Source organism: Kribbella sp. NPDC003557 (assembly GCF_040610805.1).
GTDB lineage: Bacteria > Actinomycetota > Actinomycetes > Propionibacteriales > Kribbellaceae > Kribbella.
Window position 1 is genome coordinate 648,470 of record NZ_JBEXMY010000001.1, and the last position, 20,020, is coordinate 668,489.

Consider the following 20,020-nt stretch of genomic DNA (forward strand, 5'->3'; position numbering starts at 1 on the left):
ATGCCGCTGTCCCACTGGCCACCCGTGTCCGTCGTGATGCCCGTGCTGAACGAGGAACGCCACCTCGAGGAGGCGGTCGGCCGCGTACTCGACCAGGACTACCCCGGCCAACTCGAAGTTGTGCTGGCGATCGGCCCGAGCAAGGACCGGACCCAGGAGATCGCGGACAAGCTGGCCGAGAAGGACCACCGGATCAGCATCGTGCCGAACCCGACCGGCAAGACACCGGCCGCGCTGAACGTCGGGATCGCGCACGCCAAGCACGACATCCTGGTCCGGGTCGACGGGCACGGCGCGCTCACCGACGGCTACATCACCCGCGCGGTCGAGGTGCTGGACGAGAGCGGCGCGGACAACGTCGGCGGCGTGATGGCCGCCGAGGGCCGGACCCCGACCGAGATGGCGGTCGCCTGTGCGTACCGCTCCCGGCTGGGTCTGGGCGCGTCCACCTTCCACCAGGGCGGCCAGGCCGGCCCGGCCGACACCGTGTACCTCGGCGTCTTCCGGCGGGCCGCGCTGGAGCGGGTCGGCGGCTTCGACGAGACCATGCACCGGGCGCAGGACTGGGAGCTGAACTACCGGATCCGCAAGACCGGCGGCCTGATCTGGTTCAGCCCCGACCTGTCCGTCACGTACCGGCCGCGGTCGTCGCTGTCCGCGGTGGCCAAGCAGTTCTTCCACACCGGCCAGTGGCGCCGCGAGGTCATCCGCCGGCACCCGGAGACCGCCAGCAAGCGGTACCTGGCGCCGCCGGTCGCGGTCATCGGCCTGGCCGTCGGCACGATCCTCGGCATCATCGGCCTGATCACCGGGATCAGCTGGCTCGACATCGGCTTCCTGGCGCCGCTGGGCTACGCCCTGCTGCTGATCTTCGGCTCCGCGATGGAGGGCCGCTACCTGCCCTGGAAGGCGCTGTTCTGGATGCCGCTGGTCTGCGCGACCATGCACGTCTCCTGGGGTCTCGGCTTCCTGATCGGCCTGCGCGAGCGCCCCAAGGCCGTCTAGCCCGCCCTGGTGGACTTGATGTAGGCCGCGACGACCTCGTCGACCGGCCCGTCGAGTTTCAGCACGCCCGCGTCCAGCCAGAGGGCGCGGTTGCAGGTCTCCTGGACCACGTCGAGGCTGTGGCTGACCAGGAACACCGTGCCGGCCTCCGCGCGGAGCTCCTTGATCCTGCGCTCCGACCGGACCCGGAACTCGGCGTCACCGGTGGCCAGTGCCTCGTCGACGAGCAGGATGTCGTGCGTCTTCGCGGACGCGATCGCGAACTTCAGCCGGGCCGCCATCCCGGACGAGTACGTCGACATCGGCAGGTCGATGAAGTCGCCGATCCCGGAGAAGTCGACGATCTCGTCGTAGCGGCGCCGGATCTCGTCCCCGGACATCCCCATCGCCAGACAGCCGAGGACGACGTTGCGGTCGCCGGTGAGGTCGTTCATCATCGCCGCGTTGACGCCGAGCAGCGACGGCCGGCCGCCGGTGTAGACGGCCCCGGACGCGGGCGGCAGCAGGCCGGCGATCGCGCGCAGCATGGTGGACTTCCCGGAGCCGTTGCGGCCGATCACACCGATCGCGTCGCCCTTGTACGCGGTGAAGCTGACGTTCTTGACCGCGTGCACCTCGCGGATCGTCGGCCGGTCCTGGCGCTTCACGATCCGCCGCAGGGCGGTCGCCGCCGTCCCCTTGCCGCCCTGGCCGGCGATCACCTTGTAGATGATGTCGAGCCCGTCGGCGATGACTGTCGGTTCAGCCCCGGTCTCAGCCACGGCCATAGCGGTCCTCCGCCTGCCAGAAGTACACGAACCCGGCCACGAGCATGACGAACGACCAGATGATCGCGATCGTCCACGCGTGCGGCAGCTGGTTGGCCTCGTGTTCGGCGAGCAGCGAGCGCCGGACGATGTCGATGTACGCCGAGATCGGGTTCAGCGCGAGCACCTTGATCACCCAGGCCGGGGCGTCGATCTCGTTGAGCTTGGCCGGCAGCGAGAAGAAGATGCCGGACGCGTACAGCCAGGTCCGGGTGACGAACGGCAGCAGCTGCGTGATGTCGGAGACGAACGTCCCGATCCGCGCGAAGACCAGCGTGATCCCGATGTTGAACATCACCTGCAGCAGCATCGCCGGGACGACGAGCAGCCAGCGCCACGCCGGGCCGTCGGTGAACCCGACGACCACGAACAGGATGCCGAGCGACACCAGCATCTGGTTCAGCTCGTTCAGCACGTAGGCGAGCGGCAGGGTCGCGCGCGGGAAGTGCAGCGTGCGGATCAGCGACAGGTTCAGCGCGAGCGAACGGGAGCCTTCGGTCATGCAGCGCTGCGTGAACGTGAACACGAAGATCCCGCTGAGCAGGAACGCGACGTAGTTGTCGATCCCGTTCTTCGTGCCGAGCAGTACGCCGAAGGCGAGGTAGTACACCGCGGCGTTGAGCAGCGGGGTCAGGACCTGCCAGATCGACCCGAGGCGCGCCCCGGCGTACATGGCGTAGGTGCGGGCGGTGGCGTAGCTGACGACGAACTGGCGACGGCTCCACAACTCGTGCAGGTACGCGCCGAACGGCGGCCGCACCGAGCTCTTGGACAGCCCGTACCGTCGAGCCAGCGCCGCTGCGTCGGTCTGCTGTGCGGCGGTCGGCATTGCGCCAATGTACTGCGGTGGGTGACGCCGTGGTGACTCAGGTCAGGCCACTAAGCGGGCTCTCAGCTGCCGCAGGTCCGCGGCGGTCAGACCACCGTGCAGCAGGTATGCCTCCGGGCCGCCGTACTTCTCGTCCAGATGCCGCAGGATCGCGACGATCGACTCGGCGCGGGTGTCGCGGAACTCGATCATCTCCGGGTGCTTGGACGCGTCCGGTTCCTCGGCGAGCTGCTCGGCCAGCCAGCCCGCGAGCCGCGACTGGGTCAGGTAGTAGTCGGCGACGATCTCGTCCTCGGGGACGCCGGCCACGCTCAGCGCCAGCGCCACGACCATGCCGGTGCGGTCCTTGCCGCCGTGGCAGTGCACGACGACCGCACCGTCCGGCTCGTCCGCGATCGCCTTCACCGCGGCCGCGAACAGCTCCGGTCGCTGGTCGAGCATCCAAGTACAGGCCTCGACGATGGTCGGCTGCCCGTGGTCGGGGTCCGCCGGGTCCACCAGCCGCTGCCGCACCGCCAGCGCCGTACCGGTGAACGGCGTCGGCGCGATCGCGACCTCACCGTCGCCGCGCAGGTCGAGGATCCTGGCCACGCCGGATCGCCGGACCGCCTCGACGCCGTCCGCGGTCAGGTACTGCAGGCTGTCGGCGCGGATCAGCACGCCCTCGCGCACCACCCGTCCGTCGCCGGTCGGCAGACCGCCCACGTCGCGGACGTTGCGGCAGCCGGGCCAGTCGAGATCCATCGCGGTCACCTGTCCTGGGGGCGGTCGACGGGGCGGTCCTGCGGGCGGTCCGGGTTGGGGCCCGGGTGGTACGGCGGCGGCGCCGGGAAGGTGTGCTGCTGCGGCGGGGGCATCGGCGGGTAGTTGCCCGGGGCCCCTGGTTGTCCGGGGAAGGTGTTCGTGGGCCGGTTCCGCCGGGCGGTCCTGACCGCGCCGACGGTGAGGAACGTGATGCCGAGCCCGATGAAGATCAGGAACCCGAAGACCGTGCCGAGGATCGACAGCACGAACCCGACCACCGACGACTTCGGCCCCGCCGCATACGTCGCGCCGGTCTCGTCGTCGGTGCACGAGATGCTGTAGTCCCCGGCCGGGACGGTCTGCGTCGAGCGTGCGACGACGTACCAGCTGTCGCCGTTGATAGTGATCGTCTCCGACCCGTTCGGCGGCTCGATCGGGACGTCGTTGCCGCTCGCGTCCTGAGCCTCGCACGGCGGGTTCAGCACCGGGATCGAGGCGTAGATCGTCAGCCCTTCCTTCGTCAGGTGGACGACACCGTCGTCGATCGGCTGCGGCGTCCGCGGCGCGGTGACGACGATCCGCCAGACGAAGAAGCCGACCACGACCGCGCCGACGACGAAACAGGCGACGGCGAGCTTCGGCAGGACCGACTTCTTCGGTGCTCCGGGCGCCGGCGGATACATGGTCATACCCGCACGGTATCCGCTACGAGGACTGACGAGTGAGTGTCAGGTCGTCGCAGTAGCCGGATCCGGCGCCGGCCCGCGTGAAGCAGTACACGGTCGCGGTCGTGCTGCTCGGCCCGGTGGTGAAGGTGACGCTGCCGCCGCGCCAGGTCGTGTTGACGAAGGCCGGCGCGCGGATTTCCGACGGACCGCCGAACGCCTTCGCGCCGATCACGATCTCGGTGTCGTACGCGCTGACACGTCCCCAGCCGGACAGCACGTACGTCGTACCGGGCTGGACTGCGACGACCTGCTCCGCGCTCGCCTGCGACGGGCCCAGCTTGAGGCTCTTCGCGCCGCCGTGCGCGGTGTCGGTGACGACGGACGCGCGTCCCGCGGTGACGCTCCAGCTTGCTGTCGTGCCGGACTCGAAGCCGCCGTTCTGGACCAGGTTGCTACCCACGCAGGCCGCGTCGTCGAAGGCCGAGCGCTGGTGGAATCCGATGTCGGGCCGGCAACTGCCCGGGACGGGGTTGCCGAAGTAGTCCGTGGGGCTCGATCCCACCAGGTTCAGCCCGCTGCGCAGGGCGGGCGATCCCGATCCCAGCTGGTACCCGTCCGGCGCCGAGCTGCCCGGTGCGGCCAGCAACGGGTTCGCGGTCGACTTGTACGGGTCGGAGGGTTCCGACGCCGGATGGTTGCCGTAGTAGAGGTTGCCCCGGAAGACGTAGTTGCCGACCTGGTCGTAGCCGCCGCTGCCGAGGTTGTAGATGAGGTTGTTCGTCCAGGTCGCCTTGGTCGAGGCGGATCCGTTGTCCTCGATGATCTTGGTCGTCGACCCGGCCGGCAGGTAGATCGTGTTCCCGTAGATCTGCGCCGCGCTCTCGCCCGCGGCGTACAGGATCCGGGACTTGTCGTTGACCGACAGGTTGTAGCGCACGGTCGTTCCGGACGTGCTCCAGCCGCTCGAACAGCCGCAGAACAGGACGAATCCGCCCTCGTTGTCGTGGCTGTAGTTGTACTGGAAGACGACGCCGCGGTTGCCGCCGTCGGAGTCGAACGCCATCCCGTCGTTGCAGCACGGCCGGCGGACCCGGTAGACCTCGTTGTACTGCACGACGGTCCGGTCGCTGTTGATGGTCCAGATCCCCGCGTTGTTGCCCGCGGACCGCATCCAGATGTCGTACGCCGTGTTGCGCTCGACGACGGCGTCGGCGCCGATCCGCAGGACGATCCCGTCGCCGCCGATGTCGTGGATGCGGTTGTTGCGGAAGACGATGTTCGTGTTCGCGGTCCACGCCGGGCCGGAGGTGCAGGCGTAGATCGCGCGGCAGCCCCAGCTCGACGCCGTGGTGAGACCTTCGCGGTCGACCCGGTAGATCTCGGAGTTCTCGACGGTCACGCCGTTGAAATGGGTGGGCGTCGTCGTGCCGCTGACCCGGAACTGGATGCCGTTGCTGTTCTTGGTGTCGCCGCCGTTGACGTCGTGCACGTAGACATTGCCGATGACGTAGTGCGAGCCGGTGCCGAAGTCGGCGAGCTCGACGAGGATGCCGTTCCGCTCGGCGGCCGAGGCTCCCAGGTTGGTGACCTCCAGCCCGCGGACCTCCCAGTACTGGACGTTGTAGAGGTGGATCGCGGCGTACACGGCGCCGCCGCCGGCGATGACCGGGCGTGCGGTGCCTGTCCCGTACGCGTCGATTGTGATCGGCGCGGCGGCGGTTCCCGATCCGGACGGTTTCAGCTGACCGGCACAGGTGACGCCGCGGGCGAACAGCAGCCGGTCGCCGGCCGCGAACCCGTGCGCGTTGACGGTCGCGAGCGAGTTCCACGGCGAGGTCTGGCTGCCGTTGCCGCCGGACGCGGCCGAACAGTCGACGTAGTACGAGGACGCCGCGACCGACGCGCCGGCGACGGATCCCGGCCAGGCCAGTGCCATGACCAAGAACGCGAGAGCGACTTTGAGTCCGATGGAACGCAGCATGCGATCACCTCCGGTGGGCGGACCATCAGGTCACCACGGATCGCTTCCGCGGCACGCCGATTCGGACAAAAGACGACATGTCCTCCTCTAGGGTTCCGGCCATGAGGCAGCTTCTGGGGTCGCAGCGCAGGGAGCTTCTGGTCAAGTGGATCGAGCGCACGGGTTCCGTGTCGGCCCTGGAAGCGGCGACCGCCCTGGGCGCCAGCGTGCGGACGATCCAGCGCGACATCGAGGAACTGTCCACCGCGGGACGCCTGACGCGAGTCCACGGCGGCGCCGTCGGGGCGGCACGGCGTACCGCGCCCGTCGGCACGCAGCTCCGACTCGGGATCCTGCTGCCGACGAAGGGCTATTGCTTCGATGCTGTCCTCGCGGGCGCCGAGAAGTCCGCGGCGGCGACCGGCAGCACGCTGGTGGAGGCCGACTACGACTACGCCGACGACCTCGCCGCGGCGCGCTACGCGCGCATCTCGCGTCTGAAGCTCGACGGGTTGCTCGTCACGCCGCAGCCTCCGGCGGCGACCTGGGGTCAGCTCTGCCGCACCGACGTACCGGTCGTGCTGATCGAGCGACCGTGGGAGCTCGACTGGGTGCGTGACCTCGACCCGGCCACGTCCGTCGCGGCCGCGGGATCCCCGGTGGACCACGTGTTCACCGACCACGAGGCCGGATCGGTGCTCGGCCTCGATCATCTCGCCGCCCTCGGACACCGCACGATCCAGTGCCTGATCCGCGATACGCCCACTGCGCCCGCGTTGATCCGCACGGCCTCGGCGTACGGCGCCACGATCGCCCCGGCGCGCGGCGTGACGCTCGGGATCACGCAACTGCGGCGGTCTCCCGATCAAGCGGGCGTACTGACGAGCGCGCTCGACGACCTCCTCCGCGGCCCGAGGCTGACCGCGCTGTTCATCCACACCGACGAGGACGCGGTCACCGCCCGGGAGTTCCTCGCGGCCCGCGGCATCGAGGTCCCGGGGGACGTGTCGATCCTGTCGTACGACGACGCGCTGCCCGGCAACCCGGCGGGCGGCCTGAGTGCCGTCGCGCCGGATCGGGTCGCCCTCGGCCGGCGCGCGGTCGAGATGATCGTCGACCGCCTCAGCAGCCGAGGGCAGCACACGCACGAGGCGCACCCGCCCACCAAACTCGCCATCGTCCCGCGGCTGCACCAGCGAGCGACGACAGGACCGCCCGCCTAAGGAACGCCGAGCAGGCGGAGACCGGCGGCGGTCGCGGCCGCCGCGACCACGACGAGCACGAACGGCGCCCGGCGCCAGGCCAGGATGCCGCCGACCAGGACGCCGGCGGGGCGGGCGATGCCTGCCGGGCCGTGCCCCTCGGTGAGCGCGGAGGTGGCGACCAGCGCGGTCAGCAGGACGATCGCGGCCGCGGCGAGCAGTTGCTGCGCCCGCTCCGGCACCTCGAACCGGCTCCGCAACGCCGGCCCCGCGAACCGCAGCGAAAAGGTGCCTACGGCAAGCACTCCGATCCCGATCAGCAGCAGTGGAGTGTTGTTCATCGGGCGACCTCCAGAGCCGGCTTCTCGGCGCGGTAGAACAGCAGACCGGCCAGCGCGCACAGCACCGGCAGACCGGCGGGCAGGAACGGTGTCGTCGCCAGCGCGATGACGACGCCGACCAGCGCCGCCGTGCGCGTCGACCGATCGCGCAGCGAGGGCAGGACCAACGCCAGCAGGACGGCCGGGAACGCGGCGTCCAGACCGAACACGTCGGTGTCGGTGATGACCGAGCCGGCCAGGCCGCCGACGACGACGCCGATGTTCCAGCAGACGAAGATCCCCAGGCCGCCGGCCCAGTACGCCGCCCGCTTCTGCCGCACCTCGTCCTGGCCCATCGCGAACGCGACGTTCTCGTCGGTCATCACGTGGCTGCCGAGCCAGCGCCGCCATCCGCTGCCGATCACGTCACTCATGGCCAGACCGAACGCGACGTGCCGGCTGTTCACCAGCAGGCCCGCGACCATCGCCGCGATCGGGCTGCCACCGGCCGCGACGATCCCGACGAACAGGAATTGCGACGCACCCGCGAACACCACGACGGACAGCAGGATCGGCACCCACAACGGCAGCCCGCCACCGACGCTGATCGCGCCGTACGACAGCCCCACGACGCCGTCGGCCAGGCAGACCAGGCCGATGTCGCGGGCGAGTCCCGGATCGAGTGTTCGCCAGATCGAACGCATGGGCATTATGATGAACACCTCGCCACGTGTTCGTCAAGCCGAACAAACAGACCGATGGAGCGAACAATGGACTCCCGCGCGCCCCTGGACGTCATCGCCGCCTCCCTCCGTAGGCACCGAGCCAGGGCCGGCCTGTCGCTGACCGAGGTCGCAAAACGCGCCGGGGTCGCCAAGTCCACCCTGTCCCAACTCGAGTCCGGTACCGGCAATCCGAGCGTCGAAACCCTGTGGGCGCTGGCCGTCGCGCTCGACACCCCGTTCGCCGCGCTGCTCGACCCGCCGCGGCCGAAGGTCCAGATCATCCGCGCCGGCGAGGGCCCGGCGATCTACTCCGACCAGGCCGACTACAGCGCCACGCTGGTCGCGTCCAGCCCGCCGAACGCGCGCCGCGACATCTACCGCATCGTCGCCTCGCCGGGTCCCGGCCGGAAGTCCGAGCCGCACATGCCCGGCGTCGTCGAACACGTCGTCCTCGGCTCCGGCCGCGCCCTGGTCGGGCCGCTGGACGACCCGGTCGAGCTCGGCCCGGGCGACTACATCGCCTACCCCGGCGACCTCCCGCACATCTTCCAGGCCCTCGAAGAAGGCACAGCCGCCACGCTCGTTTCCGAGCACGTGTAACGTTAACTGCTCAGCTCTGGACATTCATGCGCAGTTCTGCGCATCATCACCTTAGAGAGCGCTCTGGTCGAAGTCCGCCCCACTTCGCTTGGAGGTAGCACCCCGATGAGACTCAAGTCCTTGCTGCTGTGCGCCCTGCTCGGCCTCGCGGCCGCCCTGGTCCCCGCCTCCCAGGCCGCCGCCGTCGGCGTCACGCCCGGCACCTACGTCAACTACACGTTCGACACCGCGTCGCTCACGCAGGCCGAGTTCCGGATGACGATCAACGCCTCCCCGGGGCGCGCGAACGTTTACTGGGCCAACCAGTTCGGCTTCACCGGCGGCGACGTCGGCGGGTACACCGGCATGCAGACGCATCGCGACGGCGGCGGCATGTTCCTGTACTCGCTGTGGAACTCCACCGCCTGGAAAGCCGGCGACGCCGGCACCTACTGCATCCAGTTCCAGGAGGACGGGACCGGCGGCAGCTGCCGCCTCGACCAGGCCCCGACCGCCGGCCACACCTACGCGTTCGCCGTCGCGAGCGAAGGCAGCGGCTGGTACGGCGTGACGGTCCGCGACCTGACCGCCGGTACGTCGTTCAAGCTCGGCAGCCTGCAGACGGGATCCGGCAACACGATCAGTACGTCGGGCATGGTCAGCTGGACCGAGTACTTCGACTGGAACAACGACAAGGCGACCTGCGACGACGAGCCGTACTCGAAGCTGACGATGAGCGCGCCGACCAGCGGCAGTCTCACCGCGCACTTCACCGGCACGTCGGAGAGCAGCGGCTGCGCCGCGGACAGCCAGGTCACACTGAGCGGATCGACCGCCGTGCAGGAGAACGGCATCGGCAATTCGGCGTCGGGTGACATCCGCGGCAGCGGCGGCTGCCTGGACGTCTCCGGCTCGGACGGTACGACGATCCTGTTGTACAGCTGCACCGGCGGCAACAACCAGAACTGGGTGCACGCGCAGAACAGCACGTTCCACGCCTTGTTCAGCTGCCTCGACGCGAGCGCCACGCAAGCCGGAACCGTGATCCTCTACAGCTGCCACGGCGGCACGAACCAGCAGTGGACGCTGCCCGGCGACGGCACGATCCGGTCCGGCGGCCGCTGCCTCACCGCGCCCGCAGCGCTGGGCAATCCCGTGACTGTTGCCACCTGCAACAACTCGGCCGCGCAGCGCTGGACGGTCTGACAACGAGCGACGCCCGGGACCGCACAGTGGGTCCCGGGCGTCGCGACGTACGGCTGCTTGCTAGAGCTTGCGGCCGACCGCGCCGACGATGCACTCCTCGACCTGGTTCAGCGGCTTGAGCCGCGGGCCGTCCGGCCACCAGTCGTCGCAGAGCACCAGGCCCGGGGCGACCAACTCCTGGCCGGGGAAGAACTCCAGCAGTTCCGCGCGGGTGCGGAACCTGCCGCTGCCCATCGGGCTGTGGATGAACTTCTCCTCCATCCGCTGGGCGACCTCGGTGTGCTCCGGCGTCTCCGGGTCGTAGAAGTGCGAAATCACCGTGTACGACCCGGGCACCACCGCGTCGACGTACTTCTGCATGATCTGCGCACCTTCGGTGCCGATGTAGTGGTGCAGCGTGCCGGCCTGCATCACGGCGATCGGCTGGCTGAAATCCAGGAAGTCCCGGACCTCGGGCTTGCTCAGCACCTCGTCCGGGTCGAAGATGTCGGCGCTGACGAACAGGGTGTTCTCGTTCTCCTCCAGCAGCGCCCGGCCGTGCGCGAGCACCACCGGGTCGTTGTCGATGTAGAGCACCTTGGCCTCGGGCTGGATCCGCTGCACGACCTGGTGGGTGTTCTCGGCGGTCGGCAGGCCGGACCCGCAGTCGAGGTACTGCGTGATTCCCGCCTGGCCGGCCAGGAACCGGCACGAGCGGATCAGGAAGTTCCGGTTCGACCAGGCCAGGTCCTGGGCCTGCGGCGCGGCGGCCTGGACGCCACGCAGTACCTCGCGGTCGACCTCGAAGTTGTCCTTGCCGCCCAAGAAGGCGTCGTACACCCGGGCGATGCTGGCCCGGGTGGTGTCCACGCCGACCGGGATCGAACTGGGTGCCTTGGTGGCGTCGACCATCAGTGAACCTCGCAGAGGGTGATCGGGAATTTGGTGGTTCCGACTCTACTGACCGTAGGGTGCTGTGAACACCGCGTGCAGGCGCGTCGGGGTGGACGAGGTCACGATCTGTTGTGAAATGATCAGCTGTTGGTATCGGGCAGCATCTGCTGGGAGGCGAGAGGGTGACCGAGCCAGGCGCGTACGGCGGCCCGACCGCCCTGCGCATCATGCTTGGGGTGCACCTGCGCCGGCTCCGCGAGGACGCGGGCGTCACCCGCACCGACGCGGGCTGGGCGATCCGCGGCTCGGAGTCGAAGATCAGCCGCCTGGAGCTCGGCCGGGTCGGTTTCAAGGTCCGCGACGTCGACGACCTGCTGACGCTGTACAAGCTCGAGGACCCGGAAGAACGCGACCGGCTGCTCACACTGGCCCGCGACGCGAACAACCCGGGCTGGTGGCAACGGTACGACGACCTGACGCCGCAGTGGTTCCACTCCTACCTCGGCCTGGAGATGGCGGCCGACCTGATCCGTACGTTCGAGTTGCAGTTCATCCCCGGACTGCTGCAGACACCCGACTACGCGCGCGCCGTCGTACAGCTCGGCCGTCAGGACCAGTCGTTGTCACGAGCCGAGCAGGAACGCCTCGTGTCGTTGCGGATGAGCCGCCAGGAAGTGCTGACGAGGCAACGGCCTGCCCGGTTGTGGGCCGTCATCGACGAGGCGGTGCTGCGCCGCCCGATCGGCGGCCGCGCGATTCTCAAGGCACAGTTGGAGCACCTGATCGAAGCCGCCCGCCGGCACAACGTGACGCTGCAGATCATCCCGTTCGACAAGGGCGGGTACACGGCGACCGGCGGCGCGTTCACGCTGCTGCGCTTCAACGACGCCGACCTTCCCGACATCGTCTACATCGAGCACCTGACCAGTGCGGTCTACCTGGACAAGCGCGAGGAACTCGACACCTACGTCGTCACGATGGACGCCGTCTCCATCACCGCGGCCCAGCCCCGCGAGACCGAATCCATCCTCCGCAGGGCGATCGCCGACCTCGAGGCCTAACGCGGTTGCGCGCCCGGACCGGGGCGGAAGGCAACCTCGCGCGGGGTCGGCTCGTGGCCGGCCTCGCACTGCATGACCACGGTGACGCGCTCGCCGCAGTCGCCGCGGTGGCGCGGCTCGATCGGCGGGCCGGCGTCGAGCGGCAGGTACTGATCGGCCCACTGGATCATCGCGACCAGCACCGGGTAGAGATCCATCCCCGCCTGGGTCAGCCGGTACTCCGAGCGCTCGCGCTGACCGGGCAGACGGTACGGATGGCGGCGGATCAGGCCGCGCTCGATCAGCGCGGCGAGCCGCTCGGTCAGCACCTGCCGCGGGACGCCCGCCCGCGCCCGGATGTCCTCGAACCGGCGCACACCCACGAAGACCTCGCGCAGGACGTGAAACGTCCACTTGTCGCCGAGGATGTCCATCGTCCGGGAGATCGTGCAGTTCTCCGTGGACCAGTTCATCGCCTCGGGCAGCTGCTCGCCGACCATCATGCTCATGTCCCGATGATAAGTCTGCTTGACAGACTCAGCCAAGTGGAGCAAGGCTGAATCCGTGAATCAGACTCAGGCGAGACCGCCACTGGTCCGCCGCGCCGGCGAACCCGACGCGGACGAGCTGGCGAGGATGCTGTCCGGGCTGACGGACCTCAGCCGCTACTTCCGGTTCCAGACCGCGATCGGTACGCCGCCGCGGCAGGCGTTGCTGCTGCGGATGCTGTGCCCGACCGGCGCCGCGTTCGTCGCGACCCGGGCCGGAACGATCGTCGGCCACGCGATGTGGGCCTGGGCGCCCGGCGAATCGACCGCGGAGCTCGCGGCCGTGATCGCCGAGGACGACCAGCGCCGCGGCCTCGGCATCCGGATGCTGTCGATCGCCGCCGCCGACGCGATCGCCGCCGGCGCCACCCACTTCCTGTTCGTCGTCAGCGCCGCCAACGACCGCACCCTGCGGATGGTCCGCCGCCGCTGGCCCGACGCGACCGTCGAACGCGACGGCACCCTGCTGAACTTCGTCGCTCCCGCGCGCCTACCGGACCAGGCGGAAGAACGTGCGGAGGTCGTCGATCAGCAGGTCGGGAGCTTCGAGCGCGGCGAAATGGCCGCCGCGGGAGAACTCCGACCACTGGACGATGTGGTGCCGGCGGTCTAGGACCCGGCGGATCGCGGGATCGGTGGGGAAGACGGCGACGCCGGTCGGCACGCCGGGGCGTCCGTCGTCCGCGGCCGAGCGGTTCTCGTAGTACAGGTTCGCGGAGGTGGCGCTGGTGTTGGTGAACCAGTAGATCGACACGTCGGTGAGCAGGTGGTCGAGATCGACCGCGTCCTCGGGCAGGTCGCGGTCCGGATCGGTCCACTCCCAGAACTTCTCCAGGATCCACGCCAGCTGTCCGGCCGGCGAGTCGCTCAACGCGAACGAGACCGTCTGCGGCCGCGTGCCCTGCAGGTCGGCGTACCCGGTGCCGACCGCGCGCAACCGCTCGGCGGCGGCGAGGCGCTCGCGCTCGGCCGCGTTCAACTGCTCTCGATCGCCGGGCTCGAGCGGCGGGAACGCCAGTCCCCCGTTGATGTGTACGCCGACCACGTGCGCCGGATCGACCTGCCCCACCAGGGGTGACACGACCGAGCCTGTGTCGCCGCCTTGTGCGCCGTACCGCCGGTAGCCCAGGCGGCGCATGAGTTCCGCCCAGGCGTGGGCGATCCGCGGGTGGTCCCAGCCGGACGTCAGCGGCACCGAGAAACCGTGGCCCGGCACGGACGGCGCGACGATGTGGAACGCGTCGCGCGGATCCCCGCCGTACGCCGCCGGATCGGTCAACGGCCCGAGCACCTCCAGGAACTCCGCGACCGACCCGGGCCACCCGTGCGTCATGATCAACGGCAGCGCATCCGGCTCGGGCGACCGCACGTGCAGGAAGTGGATGGTCTGGCCGTCGATCTCGGTTGTGTACTGCGGATACTCGTTGAGCCTGGCCTCCCACGCCCGCCAGTCGTACGCCGCCCACCGATCGGCTGCGCGACGCAGATAGTCGACCGGCACACCACGCGCCCAGCCGGCGCCGGGTAGTTGACGCGGCCAACGAATTCGCCCGAGCCGGGCGCGCAGGTCCGCCAGCTCACGCTCCGGGACCGCGATCCGGAACTCAGAGATCATGGGCCCGCTCGTGCAGCGGCTCGTACAGCCCGACCTCACCGCCGCCCGGCAGCCGGAACGCGGTCAGCACACCCCACCGCTGCCGCTCGACCGGCCGCACGAACTCCACACCCCGCGCCGCCAGGTCCGCCATCGTCTGCTCGAGATCGTCACACATCAGCAGCAACTCGTGCGCCCCGGCCTCCGCCGGATGCAGCGCGACCTCGGCCGGCGGCAACGTGAAGATCAGCCAGCCGTGCCCCGCGTCCACCGACGGATACTCCAGCACGTCCCGGAAGAACGCCCGATCCGCCTCGGCGTCGGTGCTGTAGATGATCACATGCGCTCCGTTGATCATCTACAGCACTGTAGCCGGGAACTCAGTCCTCGACGACGATCGCGAGGGCCGGGCAGACGGCCGCGGCCTGGTGGACGTCGGCCTGCAACTCCTCGGACGGGTTGTCGGTGAGCAGGACGACGATGCCGTCCTCGTCGCGCTGGTCGAACACGTCGGCGGCCGCGGTCACGCACTGGCCCGACGCGACGCACTTGTCCTGGTCGACGATGATCTTCATGAGGTCTCCTTTCACCACGTCACGGGGAGCGAGTAGACGCCGTACACGGCGCCGTCGTGCTTGAACGGGATCTCCTCCAGCGCCACGGCGCGCCGCAACGTCGGGATCCGCCGGTACAGCGTGCTGTACACGACCTGTAGCTCCAGCCGCGCCAACGGTTGCCCGAGGCATTGATGTACGCCGAACCCGAACGCCACATGCCGCCGCGCGTCGCGGTGCAGGTCGAGCGTGTCCGGCTCGGCGAACACCGACGGATCGCGATTGCCGATGTCGTTCGGGAAGATGATGCCTTCGCCGGCCTTGATCACCTGCCCGTGCAGCTCGATGTCGTCCAGCACCGCGCGCCGCCGGCCGTTGTGGGTGATGTTCAGGTACCGCAGCAGCTCCTCGACCGCTCCGGCGACCACCTTCGGGTCGTCCGTCTCCCGCAGGACGGCGAGCTGCTCCGGGTGCTCGAGCAGCGCGAGGGTGCCGAGGGCAATCATGTTCGCGGTGGTCTCGTGCCCGGCGATCAGCAGGAGTACACCCATGCCGGCCGCGTCCTGCCGGGTCAGCTCGCCCACCTTCACCCGCTCGGTCAACCCGGACAGCAGATCGTCGCCGGGGTTCGCCAGCTTCTCCCCCACCAGGTCGTCCAGGTACGACGCGAGGTTGCCGTGCGCCGCGGCACGCTCCTCCGGCGTCGCCGACATCCGGATCAGCAGCTTGCTGTTCTGCTGGAAGAAGTCGTGATCGGCGTACGGCACCCCGAGCAGCCGGCAGATCACCAGCGACGGCACCGGCAGCGCGAACGCCTCCACCAGGTCGACCGGTTTCGGCCCGGCCAGCAGGTCGTCGATCAACGAGTCGACCAGCGTCTGGACGGCGGGACGCATCGCCTCGATCCGCTTGATCATGAACGGCGCGGTCACCATCCGCCGCAGCCGTGCGTGCTCCGGGTCGTCCATCAGGATGAACCCGATGCCGACGCCGTCCTTGCGCGGCGGCGCGCCGGTCGGACTCGGGTAGCCGGGTTTCGTGACGTCGGAGCTCAGTCGCGGATCCGCGAGCAACGTGCGCTGGTCGTCGTACCGGGTGACCAGCCAGGCCTCCTTGCCGAAGACCTTCACCTTCACCAGCGGCGCGTCCTGCTGCAGCTCCCGCAGCTGCGGCGGCGGGTCGAACGGGCAACCTGTCGCCCGGGTCATCGGATAGACAGGAGCGGTCATACGAATCCTTCCCCAGAGAGGTTTCGAACTGAACATCCCACCAGCACGGTCACGAAGTCACCGGTGCAGTCAGCAGCCCGACGATGCCGTCGATCAAACCGTCGGCCATCTCCTGCCAGGTCGCTCGCGCGGTCGGCCGGCCCTCGGCCAGCGCGAGCTCGAACTCCGCGGTCATCTGGATGATCAGGTGCCGCGCCATGTCGCCGCGCTCGATCCGGACCGCCGGCGGCAGTTCGGCGAGATGCTCGCCGAGCCCGTCGACGACCCGCTGCAGCGACGGCGAGTTCCGCGACTCCTGCAGCTGGATCTCCCGCAACGCCGGATCGTTCATCAGCTGCGCACTGAACCGCGCGAGCCAGCTGGGCGTCCCCAGGCTGCCCATGTGATCGGTCGCCGACCGGACCAGGATCGTCACCCAGTCCCGCACGTCCGGGTCGGCGCCGAGCTCCGCGATCAGCTCGCGGCGCCGGGCCTCGACCGGCTCGGCGTGCTTGCGCACGATCGCCCGCACCAGATCCGTCTTGGTCCCGAAGTGGTACCCGACCGCGGTGTTGTTGCCCTGCCCGGCCGCCTCGCTGATCTGTCGGTTCGACACCTCGTGCACCCCGCGCTCGGCGAACATCCGCTCCGCCGTCGCCAGGATCAGGTCCCGCGTCGCGTTCACCCGCGCCGCCCGGACCGTTTTCGCCATCATCATCATCACCAGACCACCTTGACCTCCCGCAGCCCGCCGACGAGCAGCCCCTCGACGAGCGGCAACTCGGCCGGCGGCACTGCCAGCGCCAACGTCGGCAGCCGGCGCAACAGCACGTCCAGTACGACCTGCAGCTCGGTCCGCGCCAGCGACTGCCCGATGCAGGAATGCGGCCCGGCCCCGAACGCCAGGTGGACGTTCGGGCTCCGGGTGAGATCCATCGCGGCGGCATCGTCGAAGATCCGCTCGTCCCGGTTCGCCGAGGCCATGCTGCAGACGGCGGTCGTCCCCGCGGGCAGGACGCCGTCGGACAGCGCGAGCTCCTCGGTGACGTACCGGAGCATGCCGAACCCGGCGTTCGCGTCGTACCGCAGGGCCTCCTCGACGGCGGTGCGGACCAGCCCCGGATCGGCGAGCAACTGCTCCCAGCGGGCGCGGTCGGCGAGCAGCATCGCCATCATCTTGCCGATCATGTTCGTGGTCGTCTCGTGCCCGGCGATCAGCAGTCCCATCCCGGTGGAGACGAGCGCGTCATCGCTCAGCCGCTCACCCGCCGAGTCGGTGCCGGTGATCAGGTCGCTGAGCAGATCGCTGCCCGGCTCCGCACGCTTGGCATCGATGTGCCCGGCCATGTACGCGGTGAACTCGGCCTGCGCCGCCTCCATGTCGGAGGCGCTGTAGCGGCTGAGGTTGAGGAACGTGTCCGACCAGTACGAGAACCGCTCCCGATCCGACGCCGGTACGCCGAGCAGCTCGCAGATCACCCACACCGGTAACGGGAATCCGAGACTCGCCTTCAGGTCGGCCGGCTTGCCGTCCGCGACCATCGCGTCCACGAGTTCCTCGGCCATCGCCTCGATCGAGGGACGCAGCGCCGCCATCCGCTTGGCCGTGAACCACTTGGTGATCATCCGCCGCCAGCGCTGGTGCCCGTCCCCGGACTGCGGTACGCCGGGGCGCCGCCGGTCGAACACGCCCGCGCCCTGCGCCGAGACCCGGGCCGCACCCTCCGCCGTCCGGGCGAACCGTGCGTCGGACAGCACCTGGCGGACGTCGTCGTACCGGGTCAGCAGCGCGGCCTGGTCGCCGCTGGGCAGCCGGACGTGCGCCACCGGGCACTCCTGCCGGAACTGCTGCCACTCCGGCGGCGGGTCGATCGCGTCGACGGGCGGGATCGGGTACTCGACGAGCTGGTCACTATCGGTCACAGATCATCACCTCCGCGTAGTTTGCCTTCCACCTTCTCCCAAGAGCTTGTTTAAGTCAACTGCCTGACTTAGCCTTTTGGTTGCAGAAACCAACTATCTATCTCAGCCGGGAGGCTGCTGATGTCCGCAACTCCATCCGTGCGTGCCGGTGCCGTCGTACCGGTGCTCGCCTCGGCCGGTATCACGGTCGCCCTGATGCAGACCCTGGTGATCCCGCTGGTCCCGGAGCTGCCGCGGCTGCTGCACGCCTCGGCCGCCGGGACCGCCTGGGCGATCACGGCCACGCTGCTCGCGGCCGCGGTCGCGACGCCGATCATGGGCCGCCTGGGCGACATGTACGGCAAGCGCCGGATGCTGCTGATCAGCATCGGCATGCTGGTCACCGGCTCGGTGGTCGCCGCGCTGAGCAGCTCACTGGTGCCGATGATCGCCGGTCGCGCACTGCAGGGCCTGGCCTCGGGCGTGATCCCGCTCGGCATCAGCATCATGCGCGACGAACTGCCGTCCGAGAAGGTCGGTACGGCGGTGGCTCAGATGAGCGCCTCACTCGGAGTCGGCGGCGCACTGGGCCTGCCCGCGGCGGCGTTGCTGGCCGAGAACTTCAACTGGCACACGCTGTTCTGGGTGTCGGCCACGCTCGGCGCGATCGTCTTCGTGCTGGTCGTGCGGTTCGTCCCGGAGTCCGCGGTGCGGTCCGGCGGGCGGTTCGACGTACCCGGCGGGGTCGGGCTGTCGGTCGGCCTGATCTCGTTGCTGCTGGCAATCTCCCAGGGCGCGAGCTGGGGCTGGGCCGGCGGCCGGACACTGGCGCTGTTCGCGCTCGCGGTGGTCGCGCTGCTCGCCTGGGGCTGGTGGGAGACGCGGACCGCGGAGCCGCTCGTCGACCTGCGCACCACCGCCCGCCCGCAGGTGCTGCTGACGAACCTGGCGTCGATGGTGTTCGGGTTCGCGATGTTCGCGATGTCGCTGGTGCTGCCGCAGCTGCTGCAGATGCCGAAGGCGACCGGTTTCGGCCTCGGCCAGTCGATGCTCGCGTCCGGTCTGGTGATGGGCCCGTCGGGTCTGATCATGCTGGTCGCCGCGCCGTTCTCGGCGAAGATCTCGAAGACCCGCGGCCCGAAGGTCACGCTGATGCTGGGCGCGCTCGTGGTCGCGGCCGGGTACGGCGTGGGCAGCGTGCTGATGAGTTCGGTCTGGGAGCTGGTGCTGGTCTCGCTGCTGATCGGCGCGGGCATCGGCGTGGCGTACGGTGCGATGCCCGCGCTGATCATGGGCGCCGTACCGGTCTCGGAGACCGCGGCCGCGAACAGCTTCAACACCCTGATGCGGTCGATCGGCACGTCGGTGTCCAGCGCGGTCGCCGGTGTGATCCTGGCGAACCTGACGATCAGCCTGGGCGGCTACACCCTGCCGTCGCAGAGTGGCTTCCGGGTCGTCCTGCTGATCGGCGCCGGCGCCGCCCTCACCGCCCTCGCCGTAGCCTCCTTCATCCCCACCCGCCGCACGACCGCCGAGGCCCCGGCTGTCGAGGCTGAGGCAGTCGCCGGCTAGCGCCTTGTGTGACCGCCGGCGGGTTGTAGCACGTCAGCCATGAAACAACCCGCCAGCGGACGGGTCTAGGCCAGGAAGGTGAGGGTGCGGTCCAGGAGGAGTTTGGCGGCGGTCTCGTTGTAGCCGGGGAGGGACGCGTCGGCGAAGAGGTGCTCCTTGCCGGGGTAGAGGAACAGTTCGACGGAGTTGGTGGCGGCGACCAGGGCGCGGGCGGCGTCGATGTCGCCGCCTTCCTCGGCGAAGAACGGGTCCTCGTCCATGGCGTGCACCTGCGCCCGCAGCCCCTCCGGCCACGACCCGAACTCCTCGGCCGGCAGGCACGAGTAGTAGAACAGGGCACCGGCAGCGCCCGGCCGGGTCTGAGCCAACTGCTGGGCGGGGACGACGCCGAGCGAGAAACCGGCGTACACGACGTTGGCCGGCAGGTCCTGCGCGGCCTCGACGCCGCGCTCCGCGATCTTTCCGAAACCGGTCGACCGCGCGTAGTCCATGCCTTCGTCGAGGGTCCCGTAGGTGTTGCCCTCGTAGAGATCCGGCGTGTGGACGGTGTGGCCCGCCTGCCGGAGCTCGTCGGCGAACGCCTTCACCCCGTCGGTCAGCCCCTGCGAGTGGTGGTACAGCACGACCTCGGCCATCATCAGCTCCAATGATCCAAATATCTCGAACAATCGGCGATGCTAGTCTA

Annotated in this window: 22 protein-coding genes and 1 pseudogene; 7 read left to right on the top strand and 16 right to left on the bottom strand. The window is 69.6% G+C overall.

All coding sequences use genetic code 11. The features are described from left to right. The first annotated feature begins 6 nt into the window (after window positions 1-6). Window positions 7-1,005, top strand: coding sequence for a glycosyltransferase family 2 protein (locus tag ABZW60_RS03140; protein WP_355474479.1), 999 nt, complete (start codon window positions 7-9; stop codon window positions 1,003-1,005). Here the strand turns inward: ABZW60_RS03140 and ABZW60_RS03145 are convergent. From ABZW60_RS03145 to ABZW60_RS03165, 5 genes are read right to left on the bottom strand one after another with little or no spacing between them, the layout of a single operon-like run. Beyond that, entirely contained in the window at window positions 1,002-1,772 is a 771-nt protein-coding gene (locus ABZW60_RS03145) for an ABC transporter ATP-binding protein (RefSeq protein ID WP_355473469.1), read from the bottom strand. The two genes, ABZW60_RS03140 and ABZW60_RS03145, sit on opposite strands and share 4 nt — an antisense overlap. Beyond that, window positions 1,759-2,640 carry an ABC transporter permease gene (locus ABZW60_RS03150; RefSeq protein WP_355473471.1) on the bottom strand — a complete coding sequence of 294 codons (882 nt, stop codon included), beginning with the start codon at window positions 2,638-2,640 and terminating at the stop codon, window positions 1,759-1,761. The genes ABZW60_RS03145 and ABZW60_RS03150 overlap by 14 nt, the downstream gene beginning before the upstream one ends. 42 nt (window positions 2,641-2,682) lie before the next feature. After that, window positions 2,683-3,384 (bottom strand): tyrosine-protein phosphatase, encoded by a 702-nt coding sequence (locus ABZW60_RS03155; RefSeq protein ID WP_355473473.1) that lies wholly within the window; start codon window positions 3,382-3,384, stop codon window positions 2,683-2,685. 5 nt (window positions 3,385-3,389) lie between these two features. Then, window positions 3,390-4,073, bottom strand: a complete 684-nt coding sequence (locus ABZW60_RS03160) for a hypothetical protein (protein WP_355473475.1) — start codon at window positions 4,071-4,073, stop codon at window positions 3,390-3,392. Between the two features lie 16 nt (window positions 4,074-4,089). Continuing rightward, window positions 4,090-6,033, bottom strand: a complete 1,944-nt coding sequence (locus tag ABZW60_RS03165) for a carbohydrate binding domain-containing protein (protein WP_355473477.1) — start codon at window positions 6,031-6,033, stop codon at window positions 4,090-4,092. A gap of 101 nt (window positions 6,034-6,134) precedes the next feature. Between ABZW60_RS03165 and ABZW60_RS03170 the strand changes: the two genes are divergently transcribed. Continuing rightward, window positions 6,135-7,235, top strand: coding sequence for a substrate-binding domain-containing protein (locus ABZW60_RS03170; RefSeq protein ID WP_355473479.1), 1,101 nt, complete (start codon window positions 6,135-6,137; stop codon window positions 7,233-7,235). On the opposite strand, the gene ABZW60_RS03175 is transcribed toward ABZW60_RS03170, so the two are convergent. Next, a complete protein-coding gene (locus ABZW60_RS03175) occupies window positions 7,232-7,555 on the bottom strand; it encodes an AzlD domain-containing protein (protein WP_355473481.1) in 324 nt (107 codons plus the stop codon). The two genes, ABZW60_RS03170 and ABZW60_RS03175, sit on opposite strands and share 4 nt — an antisense overlap. Then, window positions 7,552-8,238 (bottom strand): AzlC family ABC transporter permease, encoded by a 687-nt coding sequence (locus ABZW60_RS03180; protein WP_355473483.1) that lies wholly within the window; start codon window positions 8,236-8,238, stop codon window positions 7,552-7,554. Before ABZW60_RS03180 ends, ABZW60_RS03175 begins: the two co-directional genes overlap by 4 nt. 66 nt (window positions 8,239-8,304) lie before the next feature. Here ABZW60_RS03180 and ABZW60_RS03185 point away from each other — a divergent pair, with 66 nt between their 5' ends. After that, the gene (locus ABZW60_RS03185) at window positions 8,305-8,859 is read left to right on the top strand and encodes an XRE family transcriptional regulator (RefSeq protein ID WP_355473485.1); all 555 of its coding nucleotides are present in this window, start codon (window positions 8,305-8,307) and stop codon (window positions 8,857-8,859) included. Between the two features lie 105 nt (window positions 8,860-8,964). Further along, a complete protein-coding gene (locus ABZW60_RS03190) occupies window positions 8,965-10,044 on the top strand; it encodes a ricin-type beta-trefoil lectin domain protein (RefSeq protein ID WP_355473487.1) in 1,080 nt (359 codons plus the stop codon). Window positions 10,045-10,104: 60 nt separating this feature from the next. On the opposite strand, the gene ABZW60_RS03195 is transcribed toward ABZW60_RS03190, so the two are convergent. Beyond that, window positions 10,105-10,935: an SAM-dependent methyltransferase gene (locus tag ABZW60_RS03195; RefSeq protein WP_355473489.1), complete on the bottom strand. Its 831-nt coding sequence runs from the start codon at window positions 10,933-10,935 to the stop codon at window positions 10,105-10,107. A gap of 164 nt (window positions 10,936-11,099) precedes the next feature. Here ABZW60_RS03195 and ABZW60_RS03200 point away from each other — a divergent pair, with 164 nt between their 5' ends. Beyond that, on the top strand, window positions 11,100-11,978 hold the full coding sequence (locus tag ABZW60_RS03200; RefSeq protein WP_355473491.1) for a helix-turn-helix transcriptional regulator: 879 nt from the start codon (window positions 11,100-11,102) through the stop codon (window positions 11,976-11,978). On the opposite strand, the gene ABZW60_RS03205 is transcribed toward ABZW60_RS03200, so the two are convergent. Next, window positions 11,975-12,466, bottom strand: coding sequence for a helix-turn-helix domain-containing protein (locus ABZW60_RS03205; RefSeq protein WP_355473493.1), 492 nt, complete (start codon window positions 12,464-12,466; stop codon window positions 11,975-11,977). The two genes, ABZW60_RS03200 and ABZW60_RS03205, sit on opposite strands and share 4 nt — an antisense overlap. 214 nt (window positions 12,467-12,680) lie before the next feature. On the opposite strand from ABZW60_RS03205, the pseudogene ABZW60_RS03210 reads away from it, so the two are divergent. Further along, window positions 12,681-12,914, top strand: a pseudogene (locus ABZW60_RS03210) (GNAT family N-acetyltransferase); the annotation flags it as partial. 81 nt (window positions 12,915-12,995) lie between these two features. Here the strand turns inward: ABZW60_RS03210 and ABZW60_RS03215 are convergent. The 6 genes from ABZW60_RS03215 to ABZW60_RS03240 are packed head-to-tail and all read right to left on the bottom strand — an operon-like array spanning window position 12,996 to window position 17,784. Beyond that, entirely contained in the window at window positions 12,996-14,120 is a 1,125-nt protein-coding gene (locus ABZW60_RS03215; RefSeq protein ID WP_355473495.1) for an epoxide hydrolase family protein, read from the bottom strand. Continuing rightward, window positions 14,110-14,457: a VOC family protein gene (locus ABZW60_RS03220; RefSeq protein ID WP_355473497.1), complete on the bottom strand. Its 348-nt coding sequence runs from the start codon at window positions 14,455-14,457 to the stop codon at window positions 14,110-14,112. Before ABZW60_RS03220 ends, ABZW60_RS03215 begins: the two co-directional genes overlap by 11 nt. Before the next feature lie 22 nt (window positions 14,458-14,479). After that, window positions 14,480-14,674, bottom strand: a complete 195-nt coding sequence (locus ABZW60_RS03225; protein ID WP_355473499.1) for a ferredoxin — start codon at window positions 14,672-14,674, stop codon at window positions 14,480-14,482. An 11-nt stretch (window positions 14,675-14,685) separates the two neighbouring features. Continuing rightward, a complete protein-coding gene (locus tag ABZW60_RS03230) occupies window positions 14,686-15,882 on the bottom strand; it encodes a cytochrome P450 (protein ID WP_355473501.1) in 1,197 nt (398 codons plus the stop codon). 49 nt (window positions 15,883-15,931) lie between these two features. Beyond that, complete coding sequence (locus tag ABZW60_RS03235) at window positions 15,932-16,582, bottom strand: helix-turn-helix domain-containing protein (protein WP_355474481.1); 651 nt, start codon at window positions 16,580-16,582, stop codon at window positions 15,932-15,934. After that, a complete protein-coding gene (locus ABZW60_RS03240; RefSeq protein ID WP_355473503.1) occupies window positions 16,582-17,784 on the bottom strand; it encodes a cytochrome P450 in 1,203 nt (400 codons plus the stop codon). Before ABZW60_RS03240 ends, ABZW60_RS03235 begins: the two co-directional genes overlap by 1 nt. 120 nt (window positions 17,785-17,904) lie before the next feature. Between ABZW60_RS03240 and ABZW60_RS03245 the strand changes: the two genes are divergently transcribed. Then, window positions 17,905-19,335, top strand: coding sequence for an MFS transporter (locus ABZW60_RS03245; RefSeq protein WP_355473505.1), 1,431 nt, complete (start codon window positions 17,905-17,907; stop codon window positions 19,333-19,335). Window positions 19,336-19,400: 65 nt separating this feature from the next. Here the strand turns inward: ABZW60_RS03245 and ABZW60_RS03250 are convergent, their stop codons facing one another. Continuing rightward, on the bottom strand, window positions 19,401-20,003 hold the full coding sequence (locus tag ABZW60_RS03250) for a dienelactone hydrolase family protein (protein ID WP_355473507.1): 603 nt from the start codon (window positions 20,001-20,003) through the stop codon (window positions 19,401-19,403). Window positions 20,004-20,020 lie beyond the last annotated feature (17 nt).